This window comes from Rhodococcus sp. P4_C10, from assembly GCF_056402135.1.
Genome location: NZ_JBFUHZ010000120.1, coordinates 1 through 379 on the forward strand (window position 1 = coordinate 1; position 379 = coordinate 379).

Below are 379 nucleotides of genomic sequence, written 5' to 3' on the forward strand. Positions count from 1 at the left end.
GTTTCTCACCCACTTGTGGGGTAAGGCCCCCGGCAGACCACCGGGTTGATAGGCCGGAACTGGAAGCCCAGTAATGGGTGTAGGTGACTGGTACTAATAGGCCGAGGACTTACCACAAAGAAGCTACGCGTCCACTGTGCGGTATCTGAAACAACACACGTTGTCAGAGCCGGCCCTGATTCCATTGATTTGGTGTCTGTGCCGGTTCCGTGTGAAAATTTCACAGAGTTACGGCGGCCATAGCGGAGGGGAAACGCCCGGTCCCATTCCGAACCCGGAAGCTAAGCCCTCCAGCGCCGATGGTACTGCACTCGACAGGGTGTGGGAGAGTAGGTCACCGCCGTACATATTTTGCGAATGCCTCGCATCACGACTCCTT

At 56.5% G+C, this 379-nt stretch carries 2 rRNA genes; both read left to right on the forward strand.

Annotated features, from left to right (window positions below):
- Positions 1 to 117 (forward strand): 23S ribosomal RNA (locus AC1DWC_RS26790); the annotation flags it as partial.
- A gap of 112 nt (positions 118 to 229) precedes the next feature.
- Positions 230 to 346 (forward strand): 5S ribosomal RNA (gene rrf, locus AC1DWC_RS26795).
- The last annotated feature ends 33 nt before the right edge of the window (positions 347 to 379 follow it).